Annotated in this window: 2 protein-coding genes; both read right to left on the reverse strand. The window is 62.3% G+C overall.

The window, feature by feature from the left end:
* On the reverse strand, positions 1 to 574 hold a 574-nt coding region (locus EN969_RS32865; protein WP_127419826.1), incomplete at its 3' end, for an NADH-quinone oxidoreductase subunit C.
* Positions 575 to 578: 4 nt separating this feature from the next.
* The coding region (locus EN969_RS32870) for an NADH-quinone oxidoreductase subunit B (RefSeq protein ID WP_164758746.1) at positions 579 to 969 on the reverse strand (391 nt) is incomplete at its 5' end.

Raw genomic sequence — 969 nt, forward strand, 5'->3', positions numbered from 1 at the left:
GCACGTAATCCGTACCTTCCCACGGGGACAGAAAATCGAAATTGCGGAATTCCTGCTTGAGCTCGACCGGCTCATAGATAACGCGCTTGGCCTCGTCGTCGTAGCGCACCTCGACGAAGCCGGTCAGCGGGAAATCCTTGCGCAAGGGATGGCCTTCGAAGCCATAGTCGGTCAGCAGGCGGCGCAGGTCGGGATGGCCGGAGAACAAAACGCCGTAGAGATCGTAGGTCTCGCGCTCGAACCAGTCGGCGCCGGGATAGACGCCGGTGATCGACGGCACCATGGTTTCCTCGTCGGCCTGCACCTTGACGCGGACGCGCACATTCTGCTTCGGCGACAACAGGTGATAGACGACGTCGAAACGCTTGGCCCGCGACGGATAGTCGGCGCCGCAGACATCGATGATCGAGATGAACTGGCAGCGCGCATCGTCGCGCAGGAAGGTCATCACCTCGACCAGATCGCGCGGCTCGACATGGATGGTGAGTTCGCCATAGGCGATATCAGCCTCGTTCACGCGGCCGATCAGCTTCTCGCCGAGATAGGTCGACAGTTCGCTCAGGGATGCGGTCATGGATTTACCGTTCGATCGTGCCGGTGCGGCGGATCTTCTTCTGCAAGAGAAGAATGCCGTAGAGCAGCGCTTCGGCGCTCGGCGGACAGCCGGGCACATAGATGTCGACCGGCACGATGCGGTCGCAGCCGCGCACCACCGAATAGGAATAGTGGTAATAGCCGCCGCCATTGGCGCAGGAGCCCATCGAGATGACGTAGCGCGGCTCCGGCATCTGGTCGTAGACCTTGCGCAGCGCCGGCGCCATCTTGTTGGTCAGCGTGCCGGCGACGATCATGATGTCGGACTGGCGCGGAGACGCGCGTGGCGCGACGCCGAACCGCTCCGAATCATAGCGCGGCATCGAGGTGTGGATCATCTCGACCGCGCAGCAGGCGAGGCCGAACGTCATGAAC

Source organism: Mesorhizobium sp. M7A.F.Ca.CA.003.01.2.1, assembly GCF_003998945.1.
In the GTDB taxonomy this organism is placed as follows: Bacteria; Pseudomonadota; Alphaproteobacteria; order Rhizobiales; family Rhizobiaceae; genus Mesorhizobium; species Mesorhizobium ciceri.